The 25,838-nt window shown below is 54.8% G+C and carries 16 protein-coding genes; 10 read left to right on the forward strand and 6 right to left on the reverse strand.

The features are described 5' to 3' along the window. Positions 1 to 72: 72 nt before the first annotated feature. The gene (locus tag BUB55_RS03755) at positions 73 to 1,671 is read right to left on the reverse strand and encodes an ABC-F family ATP-binding cassette domain-containing protein (RefSeq protein ID WP_073188346.1); all 1,599 of its coding nucleotides are present in this window, start codon (positions 1,669 to 1,671) and stop codon (positions 73 to 75) included. 136 nt (positions 1,672 to 1,807) lie between these two features. After that, complete coding sequence (locus BUB55_RS03760; RefSeq protein WP_073188348.1) at positions 1,808 to 6,241, reverse strand: acyl-CoA dehydratase activase; 4,434 nt, start codon at positions 6,239 to 6,241, stop codon at positions 1,808 to 1,810. A gap of 47 nt (positions 6,242 to 6,288) precedes the next feature. On the opposite strand from BUB55_RS03760, the gene ruvX reads away from it, so the two are divergent. Beyond that, on the forward strand, positions 6,289 to 6,720 hold the full coding sequence (ruvX, locus tag BUB55_RS03765) for a Holliday junction resolvase RuvX (protein WP_073188445.1): 432 nt from the start codon (positions 6,289 to 6,291) through the stop codon (positions 6,718 to 6,720). On the opposite strand, the gene BUB55_RS03770 is transcribed toward ruvX, so the two are convergent. Then, positions 6,717 to 10,127, reverse strand: a complete 3,411-nt coding sequence (locus BUB55_RS03770) for an MFS transporter (protein ID WP_073188350.1) — start codon at positions 10,125 to 10,127, stop codon at positions 6,717 to 6,719. The two genes, ruvX and BUB55_RS03770, sit on opposite strands and share 4 nt — an antisense overlap. Positions 10,128 to 10,202: 75 nt before the next feature. After that, positions 10,203 to 10,544 carry a helix-turn-helix domain-containing protein gene (locus tag BUB55_RS03775; RefSeq protein WP_073188352.1) on the reverse strand — a complete coding sequence of 114 codons (342 nt, stop codon included), beginning with the start codon at positions 10,542 to 10,544 and terminating at the stop codon, positions 10,203 to 10,205. A gap of 197 nt (positions 10,545 to 10,741) precedes the next feature. On the opposite strand from BUB55_RS03775, the gene lysS reads away from it, so the two are divergent. The 5 genes from lysS to BUB55_RS03800 are packed head-to-tail and all read left to right on the forward strand — an operon-like array spanning position 10,742 to position 17,392. Continuing rightward, the gene (gene lysS / locus BUB55_RS03780) at positions 10,742 to 12,241 is read left to right on the forward strand and encodes a lysine--tRNA ligase (RefSeq protein WP_073188354.1); all 1,500 of its coding nucleotides are present in this window, start codon (positions 10,742 to 10,744) and stop codon (positions 12,239 to 12,241) included. A gap of 6 nt (positions 12,242 to 12,247) precedes the next feature. After that, the gene (locus BUB55_RS03785) at positions 12,248 to 13,498 is read left to right on the forward strand and encodes an FtsX-like permease family protein (protein WP_073188356.1); all 1,251 of its coding nucleotides are present in this window, start codon (positions 12,248 to 12,250) and stop codon (positions 13,496 to 13,498) included. Next, positions 13,491 to 14,171 (forward strand): ABC transporter ATP-binding protein, encoded by a 681-nt coding sequence (locus tag BUB55_RS03790; RefSeq protein WP_073188358.1) that lies wholly within the window; start codon positions 13,491 to 13,493, stop codon positions 14,169 to 14,171. The genes BUB55_RS03785 and BUB55_RS03790 overlap by 8 nt, the downstream gene beginning before the upstream one ends. 8 nt (positions 14,172 to 14,179) lie before the next feature. Further along, positions 14,180 to 16,687, forward strand: a complete 2,508-nt coding sequence (locus tag BUB55_RS03795) for an ATP-dependent Clp protease ATP-binding subunit (protein WP_073188360.1) — start codon at positions 14,180 to 14,182, stop codon at positions 16,685 to 16,687. 54 nt (positions 16,688 to 16,741) lie between these two features. Then, the gene (locus BUB55_RS03800) at positions 16,742 to 17,392 is read left to right on the forward strand and encodes an adenylate kinase family protein (RefSeq protein WP_083596860.1); all 651 of its coding nucleotides are present in this window, start codon (positions 16,742 to 16,744) and stop codon (positions 17,390 to 17,392) included. A 39-nt stretch (positions 17,393 to 17,431) separates the two neighbouring features. Here the strand turns inward: BUB55_RS03800 and BUB55_RS03805 are convergent, their stop codons facing one another. Further along, a complete protein-coding gene (locus BUB55_RS03805; protein ID WP_073188362.1) occupies positions 17,432 to 18,376 on the reverse strand; it encodes an ORF6N domain-containing protein in 945 nt (314 codons plus the stop codon). Between the two features lie 1,133 nt (positions 18,377 to 19,509). On the opposite strand from BUB55_RS03805, the gene BUB55_RS03810 reads away from it, so the two are divergent. From BUB55_RS03810 to hisD, 4 genes are all read left to right on the forward strand, one after another. Beyond that, on the forward strand, positions 19,510 to 20,532 hold the full coding sequence (locus BUB55_RS03810; protein ID WP_073188364.1) for an adenine-specific methyltransferase EcoRI family protein: 1,023 nt from the start codon (positions 19,510 to 19,512) through the stop codon (positions 20,530 to 20,532). Continuing rightward, complete coding sequence (locus tag BUB55_RS03815) at positions 20,533 to 21,627, forward strand: GmrSD restriction endonuclease domain-containing protein (RefSeq protein WP_073188365.1); 1,095 nt, start codon at positions 20,533 to 20,535, stop codon at positions 21,625 to 21,627. A 264-nt stretch (positions 21,628 to 21,891) separates the two neighbouring features. Further along, a complete protein-coding gene (gene cimA / locus BUB55_RS03820) occupies positions 21,892 to 23,622 on the forward strand; it encodes a citramalate synthase (protein ID WP_083596861.1) in 1,731 nt (576 codons plus the stop codon). Between the two features lie 3 nt (positions 23,623 to 23,625). Further along, positions 23,626 to 24,915, forward strand: coding sequence for a histidinol dehydrogenase (gene hisD / locus BUB55_RS03825; protein WP_073188367.1), 1,290 nt, complete (start codon positions 23,626 to 23,628; stop codon positions 24,913 to 24,915). Here the strand turns inward: hisD and BUB55_RS03830 are convergent. Continuing rightward, positions 24,912 to 25,709 (reverse strand): TatD family hydrolase, encoded by a 798-nt coding sequence (locus BUB55_RS03830; RefSeq protein ID WP_143152889.1) that lies wholly within the window; start codon positions 25,707 to 25,709, stop codon positions 24,912 to 24,914. The two genes, hisD and BUB55_RS03830, sit on opposite strands and share 4 nt — an antisense overlap. Between the last annotated feature and the right edge of the window lie 129 nt (positions 25,710 to 25,838).

The raw sequence follows: 25,838 nt of genomic DNA on the forward strand, positions 1-25,838 counted from the left end.
GGCGCTTCCATAAAAGCTAACGCCTTGAGATTCAGGGCGTAAAAAAGGTCCCGTCTAGGGACCTTTTTTGAATTACTTCTTTTTGGCTTTGGTCTTGGATTCGTGCCATTCGTCGAAGGTGATGGAACGGTCCACGACTCCGTCGGGAGTGAGTTCCAGCACGCGGTTCGCAACTGTCTGGGCGAATTCGTGGTCCTGCGTACAGAAGATAATCGGGCCCTGGAATGCGGTGAGGCCGTTGTTGAGGGCGGTGATGGCTTCCAGGTCGAGGTGTGCCGTCGGTTCATCGAGCAGCAGGCAGTTCGCGTTCGAAAGCATCATCTTGCTGAGCATACAGCGCACTTTTTCGCCACCGCTGAGCACATTGCAGCACTTGAGCGCTTCTTCGCCGGTAAAGAGCATGCGGCCCAGGAACCCGCGGATGAATGTCTCGTCCTGTTCCTTGCTATACTGGCGCAGCCAATCCACCAGCGAGAGGCCCGACTGGAAGTAGGCATCGTTGTTCTTGGGGAAGTAGTTGTAGCTGATGGTGTTACCCCACTTGAGTACGCCCTCGGGAGCCTTGGTTTCTTCGGCAATCAGCTGAAAAAATGCGGTCTTGAGTGTGTCGTACTCACCTACGAGGGCGACCTTGTCCTGGTTGCCCAGGCTAAAGTTGAGCCCCTTGACCACAATGCCGTCGCCACCGTCGATGGTTGCATCCTTGAGCTCGAGCACTATCTTGCCCGGCTCGCGGTCCATCTTGAAGTTGACCCACGGGAACTTGCGGCTCGATGCCGGCATTTCTTCGACGGTCATCTTGTCGAGGAGCTTTTTGCGGGAGGTTGCCTGCTTTGCCTTTGCCGCGTTAGAGGCGAAACGGCGGATGAACGCCTTGAGTTCTTCGATTTTTTCTTCGGCGCGGCGGTTCTGGTCCTTGCGCTGCTTCTGGGCGAGCTGGCTTGCCGCGTACCAGAATTCGTAATTGCCGCCGTAGATGTTGATCTTGCCGTAGTCGATGTCGCAGGTGTGCGTACAGACTGCATTCAAAAAGTGACGGTCGTGGCTCACCACGATCACGATGTTCTCGAATCGTTCGAGGTAGTCTTCGAGCCAGCTGACGGTTTCGAGGTCAAGGTGGTTCGTCGGTTCGTCGAGCAGAAGGATGTCGGGGTTGCCGAACAGCGCCTGGGCGAGGAGCACGCGGATTTTTAAGCCGCCATCGAGGTCGGCCATGAGGCTGTGGTGGAATTCCTCGGGGATGCCGAGGCCCTTGAGGAGCACTGCGGCATTCGAATCGGCCTCGTAGCCGCCGATTTCGCCGAAGCGGGTCTCAATTTCCATGGCCTGCATGCCCTGCTCTTCTGTCATCTCGGGCAACGCGTAGAGTTCGTCACGCTTTTTGCCGAGTTCATAGAGTTCGGGAAAGCCCATCATCACCGTTTCCATGACGGTGTTCTGCTCGTAGGCAAAGTGGTCCTGCTTGAGGACAGCAATGCGTTCGCCCGGGTCCTTGGTGACGTCGCCGGTATTGGGCTCGAGTTCGCCACTCAGAATCTTGAGGAATGTGGATTTGCCAGCGCCGTTGGCGCCAATGACGCCGTAGCAGTTGCCCTTTTTAAACGAGAGGTTTACCTCTTTGAAGAGGACTCGGCTACCGTATTGAAGACTTACATTAGAAACGTTTAGCATGTGTTTTTATTTTTTTTAGTGATTTTGTCATTCTGAGCGGAGCATCGTAGATGCGAAGTCGAAGAATCTATAAAGTTGCTAGAGATCCTTCGACGCGCTTCGCTTGCTCAGGATGACACTTGAGGGTCGTTCCGAATTAATTTTGGTGGGCCTTCTCCAGTTCGCGGGCGTTGATGATGAGCATCTGCAGGCGGTTCTCGATGTTAGCAAAGCTGGTGTCGGGATCGTAGTCCAGACTCAAGATTTGGACATGCGGACAACGCTCCTTGACGGCCTTGGTGAGGCCACGGCCACTGATGTGGTTTGCAAGACAGGCGAACGGCTGCAAAATGATGTAGCTGTTGACGCCGTGTTTGGCGTTGTAGAGGATCTCGCCCGGGATAAGCCAACCTTCACCAGTGTTGTAGCTGGGGTCGATAATGTCGCGCACGTAGTCGACCAGCTCGTAGCAGTCAGCATGATGCTCGTAGAGCTTGAAGGAGTGCATCACGTCGCGCACGGCCTTGGCTGCACGGTCGAACGCCTTGGCGGTCACGCCACCTTCGATGCGGTCGAAGAACGGGTTCGCCGAGAAGCCCCTGCGGAGCTTTTCGCTGCGTACCACTTCGTCCACGCGGAAGAAGTCCGTCATGCCCGGCAGGTAGACTTCCATGCCATTATCCATGAGGTAATTCTCCACAAAGCCGTTGGCGCTCGGGTGGTAGTTCATCAGAATTTCGCCAAGCACGGCCACGCGCGGCTTGCGGATTCCGTTCATGCGGTCTTCGGTGACGCTCACAGTGTTGAATGCCTCTACGCAGCAATGGAACATTTCGAGCATCTTCTTCGGCGTGACGAGTTCCGACTTTTTGAGAATGCCCACGAGGTTCATCATAAGCGGCATCCAGTGGTCGTAAACCTTTTGCGTGTCGCCTTTGTTCACCTCGTAGGGACGGAGCGCCCTGTACATGGTCTCGATGGCGTCCATCACTACAAGGCCCCACAGCATGTGGAGGCGGAAGTCGAGACCCACGCTAAAGCCTGGGTGGATTCCCTTGTAGTCGGCGCCGGTCGTGACGATGGCGACGTCTTTGAAGCCGGCTTCGTCGAGCGCCTTGCGGGCGAGCATCGGGTATTGCACTGCGCGGCAGTTTTCGCAGTTCTTGGCGAGGCACACCGAGATTTCGGTCTGCTTCACTTCGGGGTGGTCGTATAGCCACTTGAGCTGTTCGCCGATGTTCACCTGGGCCGGGAAGCAAATGTCGTTGTGTACAAACTTCTTGCCGAGTTCAATGGCCTTGCGGTCGGCTACGGGAAGGTATTCGGCCATGTAGCCCTTTGCCTTCATGTATTCGCTCGCGAGTACGGTAAAGGCGGGCGAGAGGTTCGGCGTCAAAATCTTGCGGCGGAACTTGTCTTCGGCCACGAACGGAGTGTGGTAAAGCGGTTCCTTGCTCTCGGGCTTGTCGGGGAGGTTTGCCGCACGGCGCGCCTTGACGGTCTCGATAAAGCTCTTGACGCGGATGCCCACCGGACCGCGGGCGTCGCCTTCGTCCAGCTTGAGCATGAGCATTTCCTTGTTGGATTCAAGGTGCAGCATGCGGATCATTTCGTCGGTCAAAATGGAATCGTGCCCGCAGCCGAAGCTCACGATCTGGGCGAGTTCCACGTTGGGGTCCTTGGCGGCGATCATGGTGGCGCCGAGCATGCGCAAGTGGAACGTGTTTTTGATTTCTACACGGGTATGGCTTGGCACATCTTGGTCGAACACACCTGGGAGCGATTCAGTGGTAAGCACTGGGATGCCCATGGCGGTAAAGTGGCTTGCGATGTTGTGGTTGATGAGCGTGTCCGCATGATAGGGACGCCCAGCGATCACCACAGCGAAGGAGTTCTTCGCATGGACTTCGTCCAAAATCTTTTGGCCTTCTTCCAGGAGCGTGGTGTGGTAATTGTTGAGGGCCTTTTCGCCTTCGTCCACGGCCTTGGCGAGAAGCTTCTTGTCGAGCTTCCAGTGCTCGTGGAACCATTCAATGGTCTGGTTCTTGCGGAGTTTGGTGTTGAACCAGTGGAACACCGGCTGGTCCAGCGGGATCCCGAAGTTGCGTTCGGGGTCGTCTGTGTTCTTGCAAATGTCGGGGTAGCCTTGCACCACAGGGCACACGGAGGTGGCCGTAAACTTGGTGTGGTCGCTGGGAAGAGCCACCATCATGGGGAAGAATATGCGGTCGACCTTTTTGTCGATGAGGGAGAGCACGTGACCATGTACGAGCTTGGCGGGGAAGCAAACCGTGTCGCTGGGCACGCTGTGGAGGCCCGCCTCGAACATCTTGTAGTCGCTCTGGCGGCTCACCACGACCGTGTAGCCGAGGCTCGTGAAGAACGCCTTCCAGTAGGGGAGGCTGTTCCAGAACTCGAGCACGCGCGGGATGCCGATGGTCTTCCCGTTGTTCGGGAGGAGTTTTGCTGGCGCGTAGTCCTTCACCAGGAGCTGGTTCGTGCGCTTAATCATGTCGGGCACGGACTGCATCTTCTTGTTGATTTCGGCGATGAGGGCCTTGGTCTTCGGGTCGTTCGGGTCGGCGGTGACTTCACCGCGTTCGCAACGGTTGCCCGTGACAAAGCTCTGGCCGTCACTGAAGGTGACGATGGTGCGGGAGCAATGGTTGGTGCAGTACTGGCAAAGTTGCCCAGGCTGGTTGTGCCAGCTGAAGGTCCTCATGGCTTCGAGGCCGATGAACGTAGACTTGAGGTCGGGGTTCTCTTTGCGCTTTTCTTCCATGAACTTCTTGGTCAAAAGCGCGATGCCGATGGCGCCCATTTCGCCCGGGCGTTCCGGACGGATGGGTTTGAGGCCCGTGTACTGCTCGAAGGCGCGGAGCACCGCGTCGTTCTTGAAGGTGCCGCCCTGGACCACGACCTTTTTGCCGAGCGTGGAGAGGTTACGGATACGGATCACCTTGGTAAAGACGTTGTTGATGATAGAACGGCAGATGCCCGCGATAATGTCTTCGGGCTGCTTGCCATCGCGCTGTTCCGTGATGATGGAACTGTTCATGAATACGGTGCAGCGGGACCCCAGCTGAGAGGGGCTCTTTGCGTTGAACGCAAGTTCCGCGATTTTTTCCATCGGGATGCCGAGGCTGCGGGCATAGGTTTCGATAAAGGAACCGCAACCCGAGGAGCAGGCTTCGTTCAAGATAATACCTGTGACGACGCCGTCCTGCACGGATATGGCCTTCATGTCCTGGCCACCGATGTCGAGGATAAAGCTTACGTCGGGGCAAATTTTCTGGGCGGCGTTGGCGTGGGCGACTGTTTCCACCGTGTGGAAGTCGGCATGCACGGCCTTCGCAAAGAGCTGTTCGCCGTAACCGGTCGTACCGACACCGAGAATGTTGAGCTTGCAGCCGTATTCTTCGTAACGGTCGGTGAGTTCGTTCATGGCGCGCTTCAAGACGGCGAGTGGTTCGCCGTTGTTGCTCGCGTAAAAGCCGTCGACTACCTGGTCGTTCTCGTCCATGAGCACGAACTTTGTGGTGGTGGAACCGGCGTCAATGCCTAGGTACACGTTGAGGGTGGAACCGGAAGGCGGCTGCGGGTAGTTATTGCCCGCCATCTTGTGGTCTTCGAGGAACTGCTTGTATTCGGCGTCGTCCTTGAAGAAAAGGTCTGCGGCGGCCTTGGCCTTGTTCTCGGCTTGGCGCGTTTCGTTAAAGTGCACGAGGGAATCGAGGGAGCCCTCCATGCGGTAATGGCATTCCTGGTCCGCGAACATGGAACCGAGCGAAAGTGCGGCACCCATGGCAACAAGCACTTCGGAGTGCTCGGGGAGGATGGCCTGCTCGTCGGTAATGCCCAGGCGCTCCTTGAAGGCGCGCACGAGGGTCGGGTTGAAGGTAAGGGGGCCGCCTTCAAAAATCACGGGGGGCTTGATTTCCATGCCCTGGGCGAGGCCACCGATGGTCTGCTTGGCGATGGCATGGAAGCTGGAGAGGGCGATGTCCTCTTTGGCGATACCGCTGTTGAGCATCGGCTGAATGTCCGTCTTGGCGAACACGCCGCAACGTCCCGAGATCTCGTAGACTTTTTGGCCGCGCTTGGCGAACCCTTCGAAGGCCTCGGTCTTGATGCGGAGGAGTTCCGCCACCTGGTCAATGAAGGCTCCGGTGCCGCCGGCGCACACGCCGTTCATGCGCATGTCGCTCGCAATGAGCTTGCCCGTGGTGCGGTCCTTTTCAAAAAACACGACTTTGGCGTCCTGACCGCCCAGCTCGATGGCGACGCGGGTGTCGGGGTAGGTGGCGCGCACGACGAGGGCGTTCGCCACCACTTCTTGCACAAAGAAGGCCTTGGTGGCTTCGGCAAAGGGTTGGCCACCCGAGCCGCAGAAGGCGACCCTGAAATTTTTGCCTGGGAAGAGTCCGTGGGCTTCTCTCAGCACCTCGTAGACTTTTTTTGCCTGCATGGCATTGTGGCGCTGGTAAGTATAGTGCAAAAGCTTAGATGTCTCGGGGTCGACTACGGCTATTTTGACAGTCGTCGAGCCAACGTCAACACCGACCCATAAATCGTTTGTGGTATTTGTCATAACGGGCGTAAAGATAGAAAAAATAAGGAAATTCTATATTGTACCGCATGAATTTCCTCGGTATTGATTACGGCGAACATCGTGTAGGCATCGCTTTTGCCGATTCCGAGTTCCGCATGGCTTTCTCGCGCGAGACAATCGACCAAAAAAAGACGAACTTGTGGGAACGCCTGGAACAGCTGGTGAAAGAAAACAAGGTCGACGAGCTGGTGGTCGGCATGCCGTACCGCCCCGACGGGCGTACCGACGGCAAGAACGTGGTGGTGGAGTCGTTTGTGAAGGACTTGGCAATGCATTTCCCGGGTATGCCCATCCACACGCAGGACGAGGCGTATTCGAGCGTGCAGGCTCAAGAAAACACCGCCCACTTTAGCAAGAAAAAGAAGCAAAAGAACAAGGGCGTGATTGACCAGCTGGCCGCCGCTATCATCCTCCAGCGCTGGCTAGATGAAGTGGCTCCTGCGGAGCAAAAACCCTAAACGCGCGAGCCTTTCGATTTTTCGGTGAACAGTTCGTTCGCGAGTTTTTTCAGGTTCGTGAAGTCCCACTTGCCGCTGCCGAGCTTGGGCAGGTTCTCTACGCGGAACACGCTTCCCGGAATCATGAGCGGCGGGATTCCCGACTTGCGGATTGCGCGGAGTAGGTCGTCGGGGTCGGTCTCGTCCCCGACATAGAGCAGTACGATGCGTTCGCCCTTGACCGAGTCGGGAACGGCGACCGTGATGAATTCGCAGTCCCCTAAAAGCTTGGTCTCGGTGAGACGCGCCTCCACGGCGGTGAGCGAAATCATTTCGCCGCCGAGTTTGGCAAAACGGCTGTAGCGGTCCAAAAGCACCAGGAACCCTTCGGAGGTGAGCTTGCCCTTGTCGCCGGTCTTGTACCAACGGTGGCCGTTTTTCTCGATAATGGCTGCCTTGTTGCGTTCGGGGTCGTCGAGGTAGCCGTGCATCACGTGTGGGCCTCCGACCAGAACCATGCCCTCTTCGCCTTGCGGCAAAGTTTCGTTGGTGTCGGGGTCGGCAATGAGGATGCGCGAACCCGGTACGGGGAGCCCGACGCTCGAGGTGTCGGAGCAGCGTTCCATGGTGAGGAAGTCGTCCAAAAGGACGTTCGGGGCGTTGATGGTCGCCACAGGCGATGTCTCGGTACAGCCGTAGCCCTCGAAGATTTCTTTGCCGAACTTGAGCCTGAATGCGTCGCGCATTTCTTGACGCAGTTTTTCGGCACCGGCGAGCACAAAGCGCACGTAGTCGAGGCACATGGGGTGTACCCAGCGGTTTACGCAGAACGCACGCAAGAATGTTGGCGTCCCCACCAGGATGGTGACTTTGAATTCGGCACAGGAGCGGGCGATGGTCTTGACATCTGTGGGGTCGGGGCAGAGCACCATGGGCACGGCGTCAAAGAGCGGCATGAGGATCGTCACCGTAAGCCCAAAGGAGTGGAACATAGGGAGCTCGGCGAGTACCACGTCGTTTTCGCGAAGGCGGATGACGGCGTCGGTCTGCTGGATGTTTGCGATGATGTTCTTTTGGGTAAGGACGATCCCTTTGGGCGAGCCTTCGGAACCCGAGCTGAACAAAATAACCGCGGGATCGTTAATTTTCCCGGTTTTAAACCACAGGATTTCCAAGAGCTTGCGGGGCAGGAACTTTGCCATGAGCATGGGGCAAATGTTCTGCCAAATGGCGTCCTTCCCAAAGATGTCGTCGATAAAGACGAGCTCCGTGAACTTGGTGAGGCCCTTGAACTTCTCGTTCTTTTGCGTTAGTTTGTCATAGAAAGCGTGGGTTGTCAGGGTGTAGCGAATGTGGGTGCGTTCCACACAACCCGCGACCACGTCGAATGGGGAGGTGTAATTCAGGTTGACGCTTGTTTTGCCTGCGGCAAAGATCGAGAGGATTGCGATGACCCCGTCACGGCTCGACGGGAGCAAGAGACCGACTCTTTGGTCTTTGCGGGCGATTTTGAGCAGGCGTTTGGAAATGCGCCTGACCAGCGAGACCATGTGGAGTCCCGAAACGTGGTCGCCTTGCGGGTCAAGCAAAATGGGCTTGAGCCCGCGGCGGCGCATGGCTACAAGCCATGTGGGCACAATGGTACGGTAATGTTTGATAGCCATATCCCAGGTGTCGATGGCGAGGTCGCGCAAGTGCATTCGGATTTCTTCTTCGGGCGTGGAACTGGGGATGATGTGGCCAAAGCCCACGCTAATGATGCGAGTTGACGCAGGGCCCAGCATGATGCTGTCGGAGAAGTGACTGTAGGGGCCGCCCCAAAGCCCTTGGATGTAGAACGGGACGACGGTCGCCTCGATGCCTTCGAGCGCCTTGGAGTAGTCGATGGAGAACCGCGAGATGTGCGGAGTCTTGGAGACTTCGCCCTCGGGGAACACGACGACCGCCTCGCCGGCGAGGAGCGCCTTGCGGATCTTTTCCATGGCGGGCTCGGGATTGCGGCGGAAAATGGGGATGATGTAGCGCGTCTTTTGGAGGAAGGAGAGGAACCAGGAGTTTGCCTTGTCGCGGTTGCTCGCCATTTTTAGCGGGCGAGGGCTTGCCATTTGGAGCACAGCCCAGTCAATAAAGCTGTAGTGCGAACCCACGAGCAAAACAGGACCGCTGTCGGGGATGTTCTGCACGCCTACGACCTTGATGCGGTAGCGGAACACAAAGAAGAAGAGGAAACGGAGCCCCATGCGGAGCATCGCCTGCGGCGTATTTTTGAGGGTAATCCAAAAACAGATGGTAAAGAGGATGGCGATGAATAGGAAAATTTGGTAGACCTGGATGTTGGTAAACGTGAGGAGGAGGCATTGCGCAATGAGGAACACCGTGAGCATACTCATGAGGATCATCTCGCTCACAGCGTGGATGCGTCCCGAGGTGTCGGGCCTGGTAAAATGCTGGATGACGGTGCGCAAGACGACAAGGGAACTGCCTACGAGCCCGCCCAGCAGGGCGTAAAGCAAAATGCGTACCCATTCCACCGAGACCACGGGCAAGATGAACATCAAAAGGGCGGATCCGATTGCCGAGAGCGGTATGAGGCCTGTTTCGACGAACGGCTTGGACGCCTGTGCGGCGATGATGGTGCCGACAATGTAACCGAGAGCCGTGAGCAAGAGCTCTGGCTGGAAGAAACTCATTTGCTGTTCGCCGGTAAAGTCCTGCGAAAGCAAGAGGAACAGCTGCGTGACCGCCCAGTAAAAGGCGATGCCCAAAATGGAGAGCCTTATGATGGGGTGAGACCACGTGGCTGCAAAAATGCGGATGGGGGAACGGAACTTGAGGGTGGTGTTACGTCCGATTTTAATGAAGAAAGCCGAGATGGCGCCGAGGAGCGTGGCTCCGGTAAAAATGTAGGGGAGGGACCAGTACGGGATTGGCGATGCGCTGTCGGGGGTAAGGCCCATGCTAAGGCACGAGACGCCGGCAATGCCCATCACGTAGGTGGAAACCTGGACCGAGTTTGCCGCCGTGAGCATCCGCTCGCCAAAGATTTCCTTGATGGCACCGTACTTGGCGGGGTTGTAGAGGGCGTGGAAAATGCCGTACAGCATGGTGAGCCCAAAGGCGACCCAGGGGACGCCCACTTGGAACAGGACGCTGATGGCGATGAGCGAGAGGAACATCCCGAGGGAGGTCCATGCCATGACTTTGCCCTTGGGGTAGCGTCCGGCGATAAACCCGGCGAGGGGCATCATGAACACAGCGGGGAGGAACAGCGCCAGCTGGAGCAGCATGCTGCGCCAAAAAAAGTCCTGGCCTTCGTATGAGAACGACAGCCAACGCAAGAAAAAGATGAACAAGCCCATCTGCACGAATGACGTGCAGAAAACCGAGAATAAGTATGGGAATGCTCCCGAGCACCTCAAAAGTTTCATAAAAAACCAAATAATTTGGTTAAACTTAGAATTTTAAATGGTGGGCAAATATGAAAATAATGTGACAAAAAACATTTATTTCTTGGGAATTGGCTTTTTTTGCGTTTTTTCCCAAAAAACGGGCTTTTTCCTACGTTCCGCCACCTGGAGTTTGGGGGCGACTTTTTCTTCATAGGATTTGGCAAAATCTGTCCAAAATTCGCTTGGATTGGTCGAAATCTGCTTGAGCGCCTGGTAAAAGTCGAACAGGTCGGGGATGTTCTTGCCGGATTCCCACTTGCCGATGGTTACTCGCGATACGTCGGAGTAGTCGCCGACGTAATCCTGCGTCTTTTGGGCCTTGTTGCGCCATTTTTTGAAGGTTATGCCCAGTTCCTTTGTGAAAATGACCCTATAGTCATCCTTTTTCTTGGTCATAAACCCTTTTTAGGAATTCTTATACCCCCTTTGTGATAACACCTGTTATCATTCTGAAAGTCCTTTTGTAAAAAACTGGTTGCAAACACGTGTTTGCATTGGCTTTCTTGAAAAAAGGGACGACAAACATGCTTGGACAGAGAATTTAGGTAAATATTTCTACATTTACGCTGTTCAAATTTTTTTAGGAAAAATGTATGATTGACATGAATGACCAGGTGCAAGCCCGTCTTGCAAAGTTAGAGAAGTTCAAAGAAATGGGTGTGGAAGCCTACCCCCACAAGTTCAACCGCACGCACGACAGCAAGATGCTCAAGGAGAACAAGGAAGCCCTTATGGCGAGTGGTGAGCCAATCGCCTTTGCGGGTCGCGTGGTGCGTTTCAACCGCAAGGGAAAAATGTGCTTTATGCACCTCAAGGACCGCTATGGTCGCCTTCAGGTGGTATGTGCCCGCGACGAAGTGGGCGAAGAAAACTACGAAATCGTCAAGATGACCGACCTTGGCGACTTCATTGGTGTGAACGGCTTCATGTTCGAAACGCAGACCGGTGAATACTCCGTGCACGTGAAGAAGGTGACGATGCTCAGTAAGGCCGTGCGCCCGCTCCCGGTCGCGAAGGAAAAGATTGACGAGAACGGCAACAAGGTCGTGTTCAACGAATTTGCCGACGTGGATACCCGCTACCGCCAGCGTTACATCGACATGGCCCTGAACGACGACGTGAAGGAAGTTTTCATCAAGCGTTTCAAGATTTTGCAGGCTATCCGTGACTACCTGATCGAAAAGGGCTTTATTGAGGTGGAAACCCCGACGCTCCAGCCGATTTACGGTGGTGCCAACGCCCGCCCGTTCACCACGCACCACAACGCCTGCGACATGACGCTCTACCTGCGCGTGGCTCCGGAACTCTATCTCAAGCGCTGCATTGTGGGCGGTATGGAAAAGGTGTTCGAATTCTCCAAGAACTTCCGCAATGAGGGCATGGACCGCACCCACAGCCCGGAATTTACGGGTCTTGAATTCTACGAAGCCTATGCCGACTACAACGACATGATGGTCCACTTCGAAAACATCTACGAACGTGCCTGCATTGCCGCAAACGGTACGACCAAGATCAACTACCAGGGCAAGGAAATCGACTTCAAGGCCCCGTGGCCCCGCTACAGCATGATCGAGGCCATCGAGAAGTTTGGCGGTTTGAAGGTCAATGAAATGAGCGACGACGAGATCAAGGCCAAGATGGAAGAACTCGGCGGACACCTGGATGGCGAATTCAGCCGCGGCCGCGGTATCCTCGAACTGTTCGAGCTCACCGTGGAAGACAAGCTCATCCAGCCGACGTTCATCAAGGACATGCCGACCGAGAGCACCCCGCTTTGCAAAAAGCATCGCAGCATCGAAGGGCTTATTGAACAGTTCGAGCCGTACTGCAACGGCTGGGAACTGGGCAACGCCTACACCGAGCTTAACGACCCAATCCGTCAGCGCGAACTCCTGGAAGACCAGGTGCGCCGTGGCCGTGGTGGCGAAGGCGAAACGCATCCGATGGACGAAAACTTCATGCACGCTATCGAAAGTGGCTTGCCTCCTACCGGTGGCGTAGGCTTCGGTATTGACCGCATGGTCATGCTCCTCACGAACCAACAGACCATCCGCGATGTTCAACTGTTCCCGCTGATGAAGCCGGAGACCTAATTATCGATGAATAAACTGGAATGGCTCATCGCCTGGCGTTACCTGGGGGCTCAGCGTAAGAGTCTCTTCGTTTCGCTGATTGGCATTTTCAGTATGCTTGGTGTCTCCATCGGCGTGTTCGCGCTGGTGGTCGCGCTCGCTGCGGTTAACGGTTTCGAGGAAGAGGTGACCGCCCAGATGATAGGGAAGGACGCCCACTTTGAACTCATGGCCTACAACGGCGAGAACATCTCCGCCTACGACAGTCTGATTACCGAAGTCAAAAAGCACGACTCCAGTGTGGTGAACGCTTCCCCGTTCATCATCTACAAGGTGGGCATCAGCAGCCGCAAGGTGAACGACGGCATTGTGATTTACGGTATTGATCAAGAAAACTCGAAGGGAGTGACCGACATTTACAAGTACATGAAGTTCGGCAACTACTCCGTTGACAGTCTCGAGGACATGAACGGCACCCGCCGTCCGGGAATTTTGCTCGGCTCGGGACTGGCGAACCGCCTCCGCGTGGTTGTGGGCGACAAGCTTGTGCTGCAGCTGTTCCAGAATCCCGACGAAATGGTCGGCAGCGCCGGTGGGCCGCGCATGATGATGGCCGTGGTGAGCGGCATCTTCGAGACGGGCACCTACGAGTACGACGGTAACCTCGCGTACATCGGCATTCCCGAACTGCAAAAACTCATGGGCATCGGCGATGCGGTATCCGGCATCCAGTTCCGCGTCAAGGACCACTGGAAGGCGGGCGAGTCCTGCGACAAGGCTGCCGAGTGGCTTACCTATCCGTACTACGTGCTCGACTGGAAGTCCAAGAACATCACGCTCCTCAAGTGGATGAACTATGAGAAGTTCATTGTGGCGGCGGTCATTTGCCTCATCATTTTGGTGGCGGCGTTCAACATCATCAGCTCCCTCATCATGGTCGTGATCGACAAGACCAAGGAAATCGGCATTTTGCGCAGCATGGGCCTAAGCAAGGGCGGTGTGATGCGCGTGTTCATGCTCATGGGTAGTTTTATTGGTGTGGGCGGAACCATTGTCGGCGGCACAATCGGCCTGGTGCTATGCAAGTTGCAGGAGGCTTACCATTTTGTAAAACTGCCGGGCGATGTTTACGTGATTCCGTACTTCCCGATTTCGGTGCATCTTTTGGATGTGGTTTTGATTTTTGTTATCGGCATCGCGCTTTGTGTGGCTGCAACCTTGCTCCCCGCATGGAAGGCGAGCAGGCTCGATCCCGTGGGGGCGATTAGGCATGAGTAGTTTATTGCAAACAGTCGACCTCAGGCGCGTGTTTTCCGAGACGGGCGAGGAGCTCGAGATTTTGAAAGGTGTGAACTTTTCGATGAACGAGGGCGAACTCGTCGCGCTGACGGGTTCCTCGGGCTCGGGAAAATCGACTTTCTTGAACCTAGTGGGCTTGCTCGACACGCCTACGAGCGGGGAAATCCTCTTTAAGGGCAAGCCGCTCTCCAAGTTCAACGACGTCGAGAAGGACTTGTACCACCGCGTGCAGGTGGGCTTTGTGTTCCAGTTCCACCATTTGCTCACCGAGTTTACGGCGCTCGAGAACGTTTGTGTGCCGGGCCGCATTTTGGGCACGACCGAGGCGGAATGCCGCGAACGGGCCGAGATGCTTTTGGAAACGGTGGGCCTCAAGGACCGCCTCAAGCATTTGCCCCGCGAGTTGAGCGGCGGCGAACGCCAGCGCATTGCCATTGCCCGCGCCCTTATGAACCACCCCGACCTGGTGCTGGCCGACGAGCCCAGCGGCAACCTGGACGAGGCAAATTCCGCAAAGTTGAACGAACTTTTTGGTGAATTGAACGATAAATTCAATCAGGCTTTTTTGATTGTCACCCACGACGAAAAGCTGGCGTCCTTTGCCAAGCGCCGCGTGGTGATGCACGGCGGCTTGATCCAGAGTATGGAATAGGAGTAATTATGTCGGACGGAAACGGAATCTTTTCGGCGAAAGCCAAGGCCGTGATGCAGGCTGCCCGCATGGCGGCTCGCAATCTCGGGAGCGACAGCATTACTGTGGAGCACTTGCTCCTTGGACTCGTGCGCGAGGACTCGGGCTTTGCTGCCGAGACTCTCAAGGCGCTCAAGGTTGACTTGAACGCCCTTGCCGAGATCGTCCAAAAGAATTTGACGAATGACGGTGGCCTCATGACCGTGGGCGGCGATGCCCGTGGAGGCTTGCTTTCATTCACGGCCCGCACCAAGGCGGTGCTTTTTAATGCGGCTAAAATTGCCAAGATGGAAGGCGACCAGTACATTGGCCCCGAGCACCTGATGCTCGCCATTTTGCAGCAGTCCGATTCCCCGGCGGCGGCGACGCTTTCCACGTTCAACGTGACCTTCGAAAACTTCCAGCAAATGCTGGACCAGCTCAAGCACGAGGGTTCCGAGAGCATGCCCGAAGGGGAGGGCGAACAGCAGAATCGTCCCTTCCAGGCGCAGCACGACGCACGTGCTTCGCGTTCCAAGACGCCGATTCTCGACCATTTCGGTCGCGACCTCACCGCGATGGCGCGTGCGGGCAAGCTTGACCCGATTATCGGGCGCGAATCCGAAATCGAGCGCCTCATCCAGATCCTGTGCCGCCGCAAGAAGAACAACCCGGCGCTCATCGGTGAACCCGGCGTGGGCAAGACCGCGATTATCGAGGGGCTCGCGCAGAAGATCGTGCAGAAGAAGATTCCCGACCTGCTCGTGAACAAGCGCGTCGTGACGCTAGACGTGGCGGCGATGGTTGCCGGCACCAAGTACCGCGGTCAGTTCGAGGAACGCATGAAGGGGCTCATCATGGAACTCCAGCGCGTGAGCAACTCCGTGATTCTCTTTATCGATGAACTCCACACTATCGTGGGGGCGGGCGGTTCTGAAGGAAGCCTCGATGCGAGCAACATTTTCAAGCCGGCATTGGCGCGTGGAGAACTCCAGTGCATTGGCGCTACGACGATTGACGAATACCGCAAGTACATCGAGAAGGATGCGGCTCTCGAACGCCGTTTCCAGACGATTCTTGTGAACCCGCCCAACTCCGAAGATTCCATCCAGATTTTGGAAGGACTCCGTCCGAAGTACGAGCAGCACCACAAGGTGCACTACACGCCCGAGGCCATCCGCGCCGCGGTGACGCTTGCCGAACGCTACATCAGCGAGCGCTTTTTGCCGGATAAGGCAATCGACGTGCTCGACGAGACGGGTGCCCGCGTGAAGCTCAATTCCATCAAGGTCCCGCAGGACCTGCTCGATATGGAATCGGAACTTGCCGAAGTCCTTTCGAAGAAGGAAGAGGCGGTCGCGAACCAGGATTACACGAATGCGGCCGAGTGCCGCACCCGCGAAGAAGAACTCCAGAACGCCATCGCCGAGCGCAAGAAGCAGTTGCAGGAAGAAGGGCAGGAGACCCCCGTCGTGGACGAAAGCGACATTCGCGATTGCATCAGCAAGATGACGGGCATTCCCGTGAGCCGCCTCGGCGGCGAAGAGACGCAGAAACTTCTCCACCTTGCCGACGAAATCAAGCAGCGGGTCATTGGCCAGGATGCGGCAGTCGATGCGATTGTCAAGTCCATCCGCCGTACGCGTGCGGGCATCCGCAGCAGCAAGCGCCCGATGGGCAGTTTCCTCTTCCTCGGGCCTACCGGCGTGGGCAAGACGGAACTCGCGAAGGTGTTGAGCCTCTCGCTGTTCGGGAGCGAAGAATCCATGATCCGCATCGACATGAGCGAATACATGGAAAAGCACAGCGTAAGCCGCCTTATCGGCGCGCCTCCGGGATATGTGGGATTCGAGGAAGGCGGCGGACAGCTTACCGAGAAGGTGCGCAAGCATCCTTATTCCGTCGTGCTGCTGGACGAAATCGAGAAGGCTCACCCGGACATCTACAACTTGCTCCTGCAAATTCTGGATGACGGCATCCTTACGGACAGTTATGGCCGCAAGATCAATTTCAAGAACACCATCATCATCATGACGAGTAACGCGGGTGCGCGCGAAGTGCGCCACAGCGGCGGCATGGGGTTCACCAAGGAAGGGGAGACCGACGACTACGAGCGCATGGAAAACGCCATCCGCGAAGAGGTCAAGCGCGTGTTCTCTCCGGAGTTCCTGAACCGCATCGACGAGCAGATTGTGTTCCGTGCCTTGAGCAAGAAGGACCTCGTTTCCGTCGTAGATATCCAGATGGGGTTCCTCCAGAAGAATATCTCCGACCGCGGAATCCTGCTGGAAATCAGCCAGGAGGCGAAGGAATTTATCGTGAACAACAATTACGATTCCACCCTGGGGGCGCGACCCATCCGCCGTTCCATCCAGAACCTCGTGGAAGACGCGATTGCCGAAGGGCTCCTGCTCGGTACCCTTACGGACTTCTCCACGATAAGCATCGGCGTCGAAAACGGCAAGCTCAGTTTCAAGTGCGAAAAGATCCAGTCGTAAAAATGCTATCTTTGACCGCGAAAAATTTCAACAATCAAACCCAAGAGGTTAACAATGGCTAAAATTCCTGCAGTTCTTATCTTCGGCGCACCGGGTTCCGGCAAGGGTACCGTCGGCGCGAAGCTCGCTGCTACCACTTCCCTCAAGCACATTTCCACGGGCGACATCTTCCGTGGCATTGCTCCTTCCAGCGAATCCGGCAAGCTCCTCGCTTCTTACTCCAGCAAGGGCCTGCTCGTTCCGGACGAAGCCACTGTCGAAATTTTCGGCCGCTTCATCGAAGGCCTCATCAATACGAACAAGGTAAACCCGGATAAGGATACCCTCCTCCTCGACGGTATTCCCCGCACGGTTGCCCAGGTCAAGCTCATCGAATCCGTGGTCGACGTGAAGCACATCTTCGTGCTCGACATCAAGGATGAGAAGACCATCGTTGCCCGCCTCCTGAACCGCGCCAAGATCGAAGGCCGCAAGGACGACGCCGACGAAGCCGTCATCAAGAACCGCCTCAAGGTGTACAAGGAATCCACCGCCAAGGTGCTCGGCAAGTACAGCAAGTCCATCATCAGCCGCATCAATGGCGACAACACCCCGGACGAAGTGTTCTGCGACACCCTCGCTGCCTACGTGAAGTTCTGCAAGGCTTCTAATAAGACCGCAAAGGCCAAAAAGCCGGCTAAGAAGGTCGCCAAAAAGGCCAAGTAATTCTTGTTTAACTAGGTAAAGCCTATAAAAGTCCCCGACTCAACCGAGTTGGGGATTTTTTTTCTTCTGCGATTCCTTCAGCACTTCGTCTAACGTAAAATCCTCCTGCGTAAAGAAGAAGGTGTTCTTGCCCAAGTCCTTGAGCGAAGCCCCGAAGTGGTAGGCCGTATCGTCGATAAAAAGGAACCGGTCATGCATTCCGTAACTCGGCAAAACCTGCATCGGACTGTCGGGATACTGTTCGTTGTAAGTCGCCAGGTCCACCTTGAGAGCCTTGCTCTTGTCGTAAGTGTAAATCGTCACAGAAACACCCTTTTCGCGCTTGAGCATCATCGCCAGGGTTTTCTCGTCCACATACCTATCGACAAGGACGATCCTCTTTTTGGCCTGTCGGATTAAAGCGCACACGAAAACATAGGCGTCGAACTCCTGGTTGTTGTAGAAAAGGCCCTTGGATTTCAGTTCGCCGCGGTCCATCGCCTCGAATAGAGCGTCTATTTTGTGGTCATGGTCTAGCAGACGTGCGTCCTGTTCCAAATCCTTCACTTCAATGTTTGAAATTCGGTTGATAAAACCTCCATTCTGCATGATGTAGTGTCTCATTGCCACAAACGCCTTCATGATGTCTATGCTGACCCTGATGGCTTTTTCGCTGTGTAAAACAGCCGAGAGCATCGCAACACCCTGTTCGGTGAATGCATAAGACGAATATTTGGAATGTTGTCCACGGCCGGTCTTTATGGTTCCATCTTGGCACCTTAGAGACTCTTCTTTTGTCAACTCGAAATAGAATTCATCGGGGAACCTGTTGGGATTACGTTTTACCGCTCGATTTATGTACTTTGTCTCCACCCCGTAAAGCGTAGCCAGGTCGCGGTCTAGCAACACCTGCCTGCCCCGAATAACCTGAATCATCTTTCCGACGCCTGACTCCACGAGCGGTTTTGCCGCCACAATCTGCTTTTTTTCTTCGTTTTTGCCCATTTTTACCTCTATTAAACAAAAAAGACCGCATCCATTTAAGCAATAAATGAAATGCGGTCGCTTGCAGGTTTAGCCCTGCTTACTATGTCTGTTTGGCTGGAATATACAAAAACGGGTTGAGAAAAACAAGTCTTTCAATGTGGGGGGGGAGGTCTCCCCCTGGCTCCAGCCCCGGCCAGAGTGTCATCCTGAGCGAAACGCAGTGGAGTCGAAGGATCTAGTCCCGCATTGCCTAGCTGGGTCTTCCGCGCACCCCCACTGCGGGGCTCAGCCGCCGCCCCGCAACGCCTTGCTCGCTCTAAATAATGTTTGCTCCAAGGGCCATTTCGCACGCAAACAAAATCACTTCGTTCCATTGTTTGCTTAGCAAAACGCCCCTCTCCGCAAAGAAACTCGAGAGTGGCTTCGGTTTCACGACGCTTATTGCTGGAACGTGCAAGAATCAGGTCCTGCGAAAGCCTTGTGACTGTTAGTCCCTGCGGCCTTCGCGAACCGCGGGTATCGTATTAAACAGCAGGGGGATGCTTTTCTCGTATGTCATTGCGAGCGTAGCGTGGCAATCTAGACCCCTATTGTCACCCCGGACTCAGTTCCGGAGTCACCTTTTTCCCATTCAAAATCTATATTATCTGTTGAAAATAGAGTTTTCTCTTATTCTCTGTCTGAAACTTCGACAATTTCTACAACGGGAATAGGACGAACGCTCACGTCTGCGACAGGCTTTTGGTTTGTCGCATCGTTTTGCTGTAAGGCGTATTGTTTTTGCAATATGCCTGATGCATGCGGCCTTTTGGGGCGTGAGTTGTTTGTGTTTATTCGTTGTGGGCAGTCGAAGGCCTCAGACAGGTAAATGCATTCAACTCCACGCCTTTTTTTTGTTTCCTAAAAAACTTGGATAGATGCTGGATGAGAGTAGACTCACTGAGTATTGCTCTTGTCTCTGTCTGAAACTTCGACACTTTCTACAACGAGAATAAGACAAATACTCGCATAAACCCATGAATGCTATGGGTATATTACGTCCTGGGCGTATTGTATTCGCTTGGGACTGCGGGTTATTGTGTTGTATTGAGAAGTCGTGCTTTTAGCTCCTGCGAGAGTGAACTCGTTCACTTTCAGCATGGAGTAACACGATGTCTGATAACCGCAATTTGCATAGTGCAAACAAAGCGAAACAGGATGAATTCTATACCCAACTTTCGGATATAGAAAACGAACTGAAGCATTACAAGAAACACTTCAAGGGTAAGACAGTTCTTTGCAACTGTGATGACCCTCGCGTTTCGAACTTTTTCCACTACTTCGCCTACAATTTTGAACATTTGGGTTTGAAAAGGCTGATTACCACTTGTTACAAGAATCAGGAACGGGACCTGTTCAGCCAGAATAATTCGGAGCGCGCCATCTGGTTGGAGTATTATGGCGACAAAAATGGCAACCTTGTTCCTGATCCCGAAGAAATCGGTATCCATTATTTTAAAGGCGATGGCGACTTTCGCAGTGCCGAATGCATTGAACTCTTAAAGCAGGCCGACATCGTGGTGACAAATCCACCCTTTAGTTTGTTTACGGATTACATAGGGCAATTGGCGAAATACGATAAAAAATTTCTAGTTCTAGGAAATAAGAACGCTGTTACATATAAAGAAGTATTCCAATTTTTTAAGGAAAATAAGTTGTGGATTGGAGTCACTCCAATGAGCCGCGAGATTTACTTTGATGTAAATCAGGACTTTATCGAAGAGAGCCTGGCAAAAAACAGAAATAGGACAATCGTTGTTCGTGATGGCAAGTATATGGCAAGGAGTCCGTCAATTTGGTTTACTAATCTTGACCACAAAAAGCGCCATGAAGAATTGATACTCTACAAGAAATATTCTCCAGAAGAATATCCGAAATACGACAATTACGACGCGATAGAAGTCAGTAAAACAGAATGTATCCCAGAAGATTATGACGGAATTATGGGTGTTCCGATAACTTTCCTTGATAAATACAATCCAGAGCAGTTCGAAATTTTGGGAATGGAATCATCGGCCGGCTATGATCCTGAAATCGTCGGTATTCCGCGGTTGAAAGATGGCGATGCTCGACCCGCCGTTAATGGCAAAATAACTTATGCAAGAATTTTTATCCGCCGTCGCAAGGAGGTCTAAATGAAAATCGAACTCAAACAAATCAAGATTCGTGACCTTGTTGATTGTTACGAGAATGACGATGAAACGGGCCGTGTCGTGGCCTATGGAGGCAAACTCGATATTCGCCCGCCTTACCAGCGCGAGTTTATCTATAAGGAGAAACAGCGCGATGCCGTGATTGAGACTGTTCGTCAGGGATTCCCGCTGAATGTGATGTATTGGGCTCTGCGCGAAGACGGTTCCTTTGAAGTGATTGACGGGCAGCAACGCACGATTTCAATCTGCCAATATGTCGCAGGCGATTTTAGTTACCTGTTCAAGCATTTCCATAACTTGCAGAAAGATGAACAGGAAAAAATTTTGGACTACGAGTTGATGGTCTATGTGTGCGATGGTACGGATAGCGAAAAGCTCAAGTGGTTCGAGACCATCAACATCGCGGGCGAGGAACTCACCAAGCAAGAACTGCGAAATGCCGTATATGCCGGGCCTTGGCTTGCTGATGCAAAACGTTACTTCAGTAAAAATGGGTGCTTGGCTCAAAAAATCGCTGCGGACTACCTGAATGGTTCCGCTATCCGACAAGATTATCTAGAAACGGCTTTGAAGTGGATATCCAAGAATTCCGTGGATGTCTATATGGCTAAACATCAGCATGATGTGAACGCCAATGCTTTGCAACAGTATTTCCGTTCTGTAATTGACTGGATCGAGACTACATTCAAACCGACCAAAGAACGCAAGAAGATAATGAAGGGCGTGGAGTGGGGCGAGCTCTATGACAAGTACAAAGACAATATTTACGATTTCAAGATGATTGATAATGAAGTCGCACGGCTTGTCAAGGATGACGACGTAACTAACAAGAGAGGAATTTATCCGTACGTGTTGACGGGCGATGAACGCTACTTGTCTATCCGTGCATTTACGGAAAACCAGAAAATAAAGGCTTACGAAAGGCTGGCGGGAATTTGCCCCATTTGTAAAAAGCACTTTGAAATTCCTGAAATGGAAGCCGACCATATTATACCATGGAGCGATGGCGGCTTGACCATTGATGTAAACTGCCAAATGCTTTGCAGGAACTGCAATAGAAGAAAAAGCGACAAGTAAAAAATTCGAGAACGGTGATTCCGGGACAAACCCGGAATGACAAGTGCAGGTCTGGATCCTTCGACTCCACTGCGTTCCGCTCAGGATGACAATTGGGGGCGTTGCGGGGTGCTCCCCGCAGAGGGGGTAGCGGAAGACTTGCCCTGGTTCGGTTTAGATCCTTCGACTTCGCCCTATGGGCTCCGCTCAGGATGACAGAAGGGCAAGGCTGTAGCGAGGGGGAGGCTTCCCCCCCCTTGGGTAGAATTTTCTATCTTTACGTCCATGAAAGTTTTTTTATACGACACGACCCTCCGCGACGGTAACCAAGACCGTAAGATAAGCCTTTCTCTCGCCGACAAGCTGCAGATTGCGCGAATTCTTGACCATTTCGGTTTTGACTACATCGAAGGGGGCTGGCCCAATCCGAGCAACCCGACCGACGAGGAATTCTTCCAGAAGATCAAGGAAGTCAAGCTGAAGCATGCGAAGATTGCGGCTTTCGGTTCCACGCGCCGTCCGAAGGTGCTGCCCGAGAAGGACCCGCTGCTGCAGGCGCTCGTGAAGTCGGGCGCCCCGGTCAAGACGATTTTCGGCAAGAGCTGGGATTTGCACGTCACGGACGTCATCCGCACGACGCTCGAGGAGAACCTCGACATGATCGAGTCCTCCATCGACTACCTCAAGGACCATTCCGAAGAGGTGATTTACGATGCGGAACATTTCTTTGACGGTTACAAGGCGAACCCGCAGTACGCTCTCGAGACGCTGAAGGCGGCTGAACGCGGCCGTGCGGACTTCATTGTGCTTTGCGACACGAACGGCGGTACGATGCCGTGGGAACTCGAGAAGATTGTGAAGGACGTGAAGAAGGTGGTTTCGACGCCTATCGGCATCCACGTGCATAACGACGCGGGCCTGGGCGTGTGCAACAGCCTGTTTGCCGTGAAGAGCGGCGCTACGATGGTGCAGGGCGTGGTGAACGGTTACGGCGAGCGTTGCGGAAACGCGAACCTCACGACGATTGCTGCAGACCTCCATTTCAAGATGGGCGCGAAGTTCTTTGCTGCGAAAAAGATTGCAAGGCTCCGCCAGTTGAGCAGCAATGTGGACCAGATTGTGAATCTGCCGAGTGACGTGCATGCCCCGTACGTGGGCGATGCGGCGTTTGCGCACAAGGGCGGTGCCCATATCGACGGCGTGATGAAGGTCAGCCGCAGTTTCGAGCATATCGACCCGCATGCCGTGGGTAACGACCGCGTGTTCGTCACGAGCGACCAGGCGGGCGGTTCCCTTGTGGTGGAAAAGCTCAGGGCCATCAAGCCGGGCATCGACAAGAAGGACCCGGTGGTGGGCAAGCTGCTCACGCTCATCAAGGAACGCGAGAACGCGGGCTGGCATTTCGACTCTGCCGAGGCGAGCTTCAAGCTGTTGGTGTACCGCCACTTGGGCATGGTGCAGGAGCCGTTCAAGGTGCTGGGCTACCGCGTCATCGAAGACAAGACGACTCAGGGCGTGTCCGTTTCGCAGGCGACGGTCAAGCTCCAGATTGGCGACAAGATTAGCCATCAGGTGAGCGAGGGTGACGGCCCGGTGAACGCTCTCGACGCGGCGCTGCGCAAGGCGTTGCTCCCGTTCTTCCCGAACATGGCGAAGGTCAAGCTCGACGACTACAAGGTGCGCGTGCTGGGTTCCAAGGTGGCATCTGACGCTACCGTGCGCGTGTGGACGACGTTTGGCGACGAGAAGGGCTACTGGAATGTGGTCGGTGTCTCGAGCAATATCATCGAGGCCTCCTGGATGGCGTTCGTGGACGGGCTCACGTACAAGATTCTTGTCGATAACAAGGTTATCGAGAGCGCGTACAAGCATATCGACGTGAAGTCGGTTGCGGCTGCGGGGCAGGCAAGCGCCGCGAAGGAAGAGGAACCCGCTCCGGTGAAGGCCAAGAAGTTGAGTGCCCGCAAGGTGAGGAACCTTGCCGATATCACTCGCTCTGCAAAGAAGAGGAAGTAGTTTATGCAAATTGTTAAGGTTACTCCGAAATCTGCTGAAATTGAACGCATCTGCGGGCGCGAAGTCGCCCCGAGCAAGGAAATTCACGACAAGGTGATGCAGATCCTTGCCGACATCAAGAAGGGCGGCATCGCGAAGGCGACCGAATACGCCCAGAAGTTCGACGGCCTGAAGGGCAAGAACATCCGCGTGCCGGCATCGGCCATCGCGAAGTCTGCCGCCAAGTGCCCGAAGGAACTGCAGAAGGCCCTGAAGCAGGCCATCAAGAACGTGCGCGACTTCCACCAGAACCAGATGGAAGAATCCTGGCTCATGGAAGGGAAGGACGGCGTGGTTCTCGGCCAGCGTATCCGCCCGATGAAGCGCGTGGGCCTCTACGTGCCGGGCGGTGCGGGCATCTACCCGAGCACCGTCATCATGAACGCGGTTCCGGCTCTCGTTGCCGGCGTGGAAGACATCGTGGTCGTGACTCCCATCAAGGGCGAAATCAACCGTGCTGTCGCATTCGTGCTGCAGGAACTCGGCATTACCGATGTCTACCACATCGGTGGCGCTCAGGCGATTGGCCTGCTTGCGTACGGCGCGAAGGATGCGAAGGGCAAGACCGTCGTGGAACGCGTCGACAAGATTGTGGGACCGGGCAACGTGTTTGCGGCCATCGCCAAGAAGGAAGTCTTCGGCGTCGTGGATATCGACATGGTGGCTGGCCCCAGCGAAGTGCTCGTGATGGCCGACAACACCTGCGATCCGGACTTCGTGGCTGCAGACTTGCTCTCCCAGGCGGAACACGGTTCCGGCTTCGAGGCGGCCATCTGCATTACCGACAACATGGAAACCGCCCAGATGATTAGCGCCTGCGTGGATATCCAGGTGGAAAATTCCCCGAAGCGCGAACTCCTCGAGAAGGTGCTCGGTAACTTTGGGCGTATCCTCGTGGTGAAGGACTGGTTCGACGGCGTGGAAATCGCGAACCGCATCGCTCCGGAACACTTGGAAGTGATGACCAGCGAAGCCGAATCCATGGCGGCGCAGATCGAGAACGCGGGTGCCGTGTTTATCGGCCCGTGGTCCAGCGAGCCGGTGGGCGACTACTTCGCGGGCCCGAACCACGTGCTGCCCACGAACGGCACGGGCCGTTTCTTCAGCCCGCTCGGCGTGTACGACTTCCTGAAGCGCATGAGCATCATCCGCTACAGCGAGAAGGCCATCAAGAAGAACGCGAAGGCCATTGCCGCCGTCGCAAACGAAGAAGGCTTTATCCACCACGCTGCCGCGGTTCTCAAGCGTCTCTAAGCGCCTTTAACTGCTAGTTCGTAAAGTCTTTTGACTTCGCCGAGGTCCTTGATGAGGGCTTCGGTGATTTCTTTTGCGGGGACTGCGCTGGTGGGAACTGCGCAGGCTTTGCAGTATATTTCGTCGGCATCGGTCTCGAAGCGCACGCTGTCGGCCGGGATAAGAGGGATTGCCGCCACGGTAGACTTCTTGCGGAAGCTGTCGTTGTGGAGCGAGAATAACGCCCCGAGGGGGAGGGCGGCTCGCACAATCCCCGCATCCCCGCCGAAGCGGTGGAATATGGGTCGCGACGTACTAAGCGACGTACTAAGCGGCGTACTAAGCGAAGTACTAGGGGCTGTTCCGTGCGACTTCCCGAATCCGTTCTTTTTCAGTAGCGCTACGACCCTTCCGTAATCGCCCACGCAGTGGATCTGGAGGTCGCGCCCCAGTTCCAGTGCGAGCTTGATTTGCCGTACAAAAACCTGCTCCTGAATACTGCCATCCTCGTACCCCGGGAATCGCCGGTCGAGCCCTGCTTCGCCGACCTGGGCGTCCGGGTCGCTTTCCAAAATCTCCCGCAGTTTTGCGAAGTCCGCCTCCGTGACGTTCCCCGCAATCATCGGGTGGACCCCGTAGGCGGCGCAGTTCATATCCGCGGTGCGGTTCACACCCGCGACGCACAACTTGTTCACGGCCTCCCATTCCCACGGTTCGCAGGCCACGGCCACATAGCGGTATTCCCGCTCCGCCAGCAGCCTCGCCAGTTCCATGGGCTGGGGTAGCCTCGCCAAATGCAGGTGAAAATCGAACATAACCTCAATATAGTACGCCAAAAAGCGTCTTTTATGCGAAATATCCAATTTATTTGCTTTTTTGCTTGTTTTTTGCGGAGAAAAAGCCTAGTTTAAGTTCGTTGGTTCCCAACTTTGATTTTTGCAATA

Source organism: Fibrobacter sp. UWP2, from assembly GCF_900141705.1.
In the GTDB taxonomy this organism is placed as follows: domain Bacteria; phylum Fibrobacterota; class Fibrobacteria; order Fibrobacterales; family Fibrobacteraceae; genus Fibrobacter.